This window comes from Novosphingobium sp. B-7 (assembly GCF_000410615.1).
Lineage (GTDB): Bacteria > Pseudomonadota > Alphaproteobacteria > Sphingomonadales > Sphingomonadaceae > Novosphingobium > Novosphingobium capsulatum.
Map to the genome: position 1 here is coordinate 475 of NZ_KE148321.1, position 4957 is coordinate 5431.

General features: G+C 66.9%; 4 protein-coding genes and 1 pseudogene. 4 read left to right on the forward strand and 1 reads right to left on the reverse strand.

Annotated features, from left to right (window positions below; genetic code table 11):
- Positions 1–43: 43 nt before the first annotated feature.
- Positions 44–1312 (reverse strand): MFS transporter, encoded by a 1269-nt coding sequence (locus tag H926_RS26760; protein ID WP_022676199.1) that lies wholly within the window; start codon positions 1310–1312, stop codon positions 44–46.
- Between the two features lie 317 nt (positions 1313–1629).
- On the opposite strand from H926_RS26760, the gene H926_RS0110155 reads away from it, so the two are divergent.
- The 4 genes and pseudogenes from H926_RS0110155 to H926_RS0110170 form a co-directional block, all read left to right on the forward strand.
- The gene (locus H926_RS0110155; RefSeq protein WP_028657830.1) at positions 1630–2448 is read left to right on the forward strand and encodes a class III extradiol ring-cleavage dioxygenase; all 819 of its coding nucleotides are present in this window, start codon (positions 1630–1632) and stop codon (positions 2446–2448) included.
- Position 2449: 1 nt separating this feature from the next.
- Positions 2450–3823, forward strand: a complete 1374-nt coding sequence (locus H926_RS0110160) for an amidohydrolase family protein (protein WP_022676201.1) — start codon at positions 2450–2452, stop codon at positions 3821–3823.
- A 17-nt stretch (positions 3824–3840) separates the two neighbouring features.
- Complete coding sequence (locus H926_RS0110165) at positions 3841–4656, forward strand: TauD/TfdA family dioxygenase (protein WP_022676202.1); 816 nt, start codon at positions 3841–3843, stop codon at positions 4654–4656.
- A pseudogene (locus H926_RS0110170) lies at positions 4653–4957 on the forward strand (hypothetical protein); the annotation flags it as partial. The gene H926_RS0110165 and the pseudogene H926_RS0110170, both read left to right, overlap by 4 nt.

A 4957-nucleotide genomic window follows, 5' to 3' on the forward strand; every position in this document is an offset into this window, starting at 1 on the left:
ATGACCAGATCGCGGTTGATCGATCCGAAAACGACAACGGCCATCAGGCGAGCACCAGAGCGCCCGGCGCGCCATCGGTCGATGCGCGCGCGCCCGGCGCCGTGGCCGCAAAGCGATCGGGGTGCGGCAGGAGCGCCAGCAGCACCATGCCCAGCGCCAACGCGCCGACGATGGCGAGCGTCGCCACGACATAAGAGCCGCTGCGGTCAAAGCTCATGTCCATCAGCATCGGCGCCACGCCTTGGATGAACGCGACAACCGCATAGAACGCGCCGACGATCGTGCCGAAGTGGCGCAGCCCGAAATAGCGCGAGACGAAGTAGGACAGCGCGGCATATTCCGCCCCCATGCCGATGCCGAGCAGTGCGCCGGCGGTGATGATCGCCAGGCTGCCGGTGGAAAACTGCAGGATCAGCATGCCGGCCATGGCGCTGGCATACATCGGCAGGATCAGGCGCGGGGTGCGAAAGCGATCGAGCAGTCCACCGGTCACCACCTGCCAGCCTGCTGTGACCAGGGCAAAGACCACCACCACGCCGGTGGCCTGCGCCAGCGACACACCATGGCCCATGAGGATCGGCACGACATGGGTGAACATCGCGGTCATCCCGCCGGCGCCGGCCGCCACCGCCACCAGCATCAGCCAGAATGCGCTGGTGCGCGCAGCCTGGCCCAGGCTCATGCCGCTGGCGAGCGGGGACATGGCATGGCTATCACCGGCCGCAGCGGGTGGCGCATCGCGCATCCACAGCGCGATGAACGGCGCGGCCAGCGCCACGAGCAGCCCGATCACGACATAGCCCATGCGCCAGCCATGGCTGGACAGGACCACGCCGGCCACGATCGGCATGATCGTGGCGCCCAGGCCATTGCCCACGCCCGCCGTCACCCCCAGCATCAACCCGCGCCGCGCATCGAACCAGTTCGACACCACCTTGCTGACCATGCCGGTGGCCGCCATCGTGCCGAACAGCCCGACCAGCGCGAACCGCCAGTAGAAATCGAGCATCGTGCCATCGGCGCGCGACACCAGCAGGATGCCCACCGCCAGCCCGAGATTGCCCGCCAGCAAAAGCCAGCGCGCACCAAACCGGTCCATCGCCCGGCCGATCAGCGGATAGCTGATGGCGCTGATCACCGAAATCAGCCCGAGCACGCCCGAAACACCGGCACGCGGCCAGCCGAAATCCTGTGCGATCGGCACCAGGAACACGCCGATCGTGGCGGAAATCGCCGCGGTCATGCACAGGGTGTTGGCGATGGTGGCGGCGATGGCGACCTTGGCCGCCTGATAGCTGGGCGCAGAAGGCATGGTGCGCGGCGAGTCCCGGATAGTGAGTGGCGCAGCTATCAGACCCCACGCTGGCGCGCTTGCCAAGCATGGAGGCTCGCTCGCAACAACGAGGGCGTCAGCCATCAATTTGATGGCGCCAGCAAGTGCCGCTTTACAGGCACTTGGCCACCGAACAGCCGCGCCTTGCAAAATTGCTTGCGCGGGCCGTCAAGACGGGGAACCCCTGCCCCGCTAGGTCGAGGCCGTTGATCGTGCCATCACCGAGTTGCCCCCGGGACAAAGCCCGGAACGACGATGCCACGATACTGCCGATGCGCAAGGAGCCAAGCGACCTCATGCCCGATTCCGCCACCCGGATGCCCAGCCTGTTCATTCCCCATGGCGGCGGCCCCTGCTTTTTCATGGACTGGCGCGCGATGGGTGGGCCGGCCGACGCCTGGGACAAGACCGCCGGCTATCTCAAGGGCCTGATCGCGAGCCTGCCGGAAAAACCCAAGGGCATCGTGGTGATATCCGGGCATTGGGAAGAAGACGCGTTTACCGTCGCTTCCGCGCCCGCACCGGGCATGATCTATGATTACTATGGCTTTCCGCCGCACACCTATGAACTGAAGTTTCCTGCGCCGGGCGCACCTGCGCTTGCCGAGCGGATCGTGGCGCTGATCGAGGCCGAAGGGCTGCCGGCACGCACCGATGCCGCGCGCGGGTTCGACCATGGCGTATTCATCCCGTTCCTGCTGGTCACGCCCGAGGCGGATATTCCGGTGGTGCCGCTCTCGCTCAAGCGCGACCTCGATCCTGAAGAGCACCTGCGCTGTGGCCGCGCCCTTGCTGCGCTGCGCGACGAGGGCGTGCTGATCGTGGGTTCGGGCATGAGCTTCCACAACATGCGCGCGTTCTTTTCGCCCGCCGCCACGCAGCCTTCGGCCACGTTCGATGCCTGGCTTACCCAGGCGATCGAAAGCCCGCCCGAACAGCGCTGGCAGGCCCTGCGCCAGTGGGCCAGCGCGCCGGCCGGCCGGCAAAGCCACCCGCGCGAAGAACACCTGATCCCGCTGATGGTGGCAGCAGGTGCCGCCGCCGATGCGCCGGGCCAGCGCGACTTTACCGACAACGTGATGATGGCCGATATCTCTGCCTTCCGGTTCGGCTAGGATGCAGGCGGTCGATACCTTGGTCACCGGCGCGATGCTGGTGACGATGGATGCGCAGCGCCGCGTGATCCGCGATGGCGCGGTTGCCATGGCACAGGGCCGCATCGTGGCGGTGGGGCCAAGCGCAGAGGTGGCCGGCATGGTTGCGCCGCGCGAGGTGATCGATGCGCGCGGTTTTGTTGCCACGCCCGGCTTCGTCAATGCGCACGTGCATCTGACCGAAACCCTGATCCGCAATTTCCTGCCCGAGGCGCTGCCCTTTGACGAAGGGCTCAACCAATGGGTGATCCCGCTCTATCAAGGGCATACCCCGCAGGAACAGGCAATCGCCGCGCGGCTGGCCGTGCTGACCATGCTCAAGACCGGCACGACCACGTTCCTCGAAGCCGGCACGCTGATCGCGTTCGAGGCCGTGGCCCAGGCGCTGGAGGGCACAGGCATTCGCGGACGCATCGGCCGCTGGTGCATGGACCGGGCGTTTGCTCCTGGCGAGGACCAGGCCGCGCTGACCCAGGCCGCGCTCGACGCGTTTGGCGCCGATCTGGCTGCCTGGCCCGATGACGGACGCCTGCTCGCCGCCTGGCCGCTGCTGGTCGGGCACATGACCAATACTGCCGAGCTGTGGCAGGCGGCCACGGCCATCGCGCGCGAGAAAAACCTGCGCATTTGCGCGCACATGGCGCCCGCCGCCGGTGACCCGGAATGGTATCTGGCCAACACCGGCAAGCGCCCGGTGGAATGGCTGGCAGACCTTGGCGTGTTGGGCGATCACCTGGCGCTGGTCCACATGGTGCATGTCGACGAACGCGAAGTGGCCCTGCTGGCACAAAGCGGCACGCATGTGGTGCATTGCCCCGAAGCCTCGCTCAAAGGCGGCTATCAGGCCACCACGCGCGGGCTGTTTCCCGAAATGGCCGCCGCTGGCGTCAACATCGCGATCGGCACCGATGGCGGCGATCGGCATGATCTGATGCCCTCTGCCCGCCTGATGGCCGGCCTGTGGAAGGATGCGCGCGGCGACACTGCGCTGTTCCCGGCCGAAAGCGCGCTGGAAATGCTCACCGTCAACGGCGCGCGCGCCATGGGCCTGGAAGGGCAGGTGGGCACGCTGGCCGTGGGCGCACGGGCAGACCTGGTGCTGCACGATACCCGCCGCCCGGAATGGATGCCGCTGCACAACCCGGTGCAACAACTGGTGTGGTCTGCCGATGGGCGCGGCGTGCATAGCGTGTGGGTCGATGGCCGCCGCGTGGTCGACGCTGGGCGCTGCACCACTATCGATGAAGAACAACTGCTGGCGCAGGCGCAAGACGCCGCGCAAGCGCTGGTTTCCAGGTCGGGCCTGCCGCTGCGCATGGCCTGGCCGATCCTTTGACAAAGGCAAGCATTCCCATGGCCTATGAAACGATAACGGTACGTAATGTGACCCCGGCGATCGGCGGGGAAGTGTTTGGCCTCGATCTGACCCAGCCCCTGCCCGACGCGCAGGTGACCGAGCTGAAAGCCGCCATGGCCGATCGGCTGGTGTTGTTCTTCCGCGATCAGCCGATCGCCCACGAAGACCATATCCGCCTGGCCAACTATTTCGGCGGCGTGCACATCGCGCCCAGCACCGCGCCTTGGCAGGTGCCCGGCCACCCCGAAGTGACGATCATCCACGCCGATGAAAACAGCACGTTCGTGGCCGGCGAAGACTGGCATTCCGACATGAGCTGCGACGAAGCGCCGCCGATGGGCTCGATCCTCTATCTCCACACCATGCCGCCCGTCGGCGGCGATACGGTGTTTTCCAACATGTATGCCGCCTATGACGCGCTGTCTGACCGGATGAAGGCCTATCTTTCGGGGTTGACCGCCGTGCACGATGCCGTGGTCGGCTTTGGCGGGATCACGCCCGAAGGCATGAAGCTGCCGCGCCACAGCCATCCGGTGATCCGCACCCACCCGGTGACGGGCAAGAAGTGCATCTATGTGAACCGTGGCTTCACCACCCATATCGAGGGCGTGCCCGCGATCGAGAGCCGCGCGATCCTGACCTATCTCTATGAACACGTGCAACATCCGATGTTCCAGTGCCGCTTTCGCTGGCAGCCGCACTCGATCGCGTTCTGGGACAACCGCTGTGCGCAGCATTCGGCGATCTGGGACTATTTCCCGCAGGTGCGCTCGGGCTATCGCGTGCAGATCCTGGGCGAAAAGCCGGAATGAGCGCCGGCCACCACGCCTTCACCGCGCGTGAAGGCATGGTGGCGCTGGCCGTGTCGCTGGCGCTGTTCCTGGGCCAGGGCATCGTCTTTGCCGGCATGGGGCTGGCGCTGTTTGCCACGGGCCAGGCCCTGCACCTGGGGCCCGCCGCGCTGGGCGCAGCCTTTACCACGGTGATCGTGGGGGCCAGCGCCGGGGCCACTCTGCCGGTGTGGCTGATCACGCGGATTGGCGGGCGCCTGACGATGACCGGCGGCGCGCTGGTCATGGCGGCTGGCCTGGCGCTGGCGGGCCTTGCCAGCGG

What these genes read in the sequence shown, in the direction of transcription:
- H926_RS0110155 (WP_028657830.1), top strand. Translation starts at nt 1,630, where the DNA reads ATGCCCGATTCCGCCACCCGGATGCCCAGCCTGTTCATTCCCCATGGC.
- H926_RS0110165 (WP_022676202.1), top strand. Translation starts at nt 3,841, where the DNA reads ATGGCCTATGAAACGATAACGGTACGTAATGTGACCCCGGCGATCGGC.
- H926_RS26760 (WP_022676199.1), bottom strand. Translation starts at nt 1,312, where the DNA reads ATGCCTTCTGCGCCCAGCTATCAGGCGGCCAAGGTCGCCATCGCCGCC.
- H926_RS0110160 (WP_022676201.1), top strand. Translation starts at nt 2,450, where the DNA reads ATGCAGGCGGTCGATACCTTGGTCACCGGCGCGATGCTGGTGACGATG.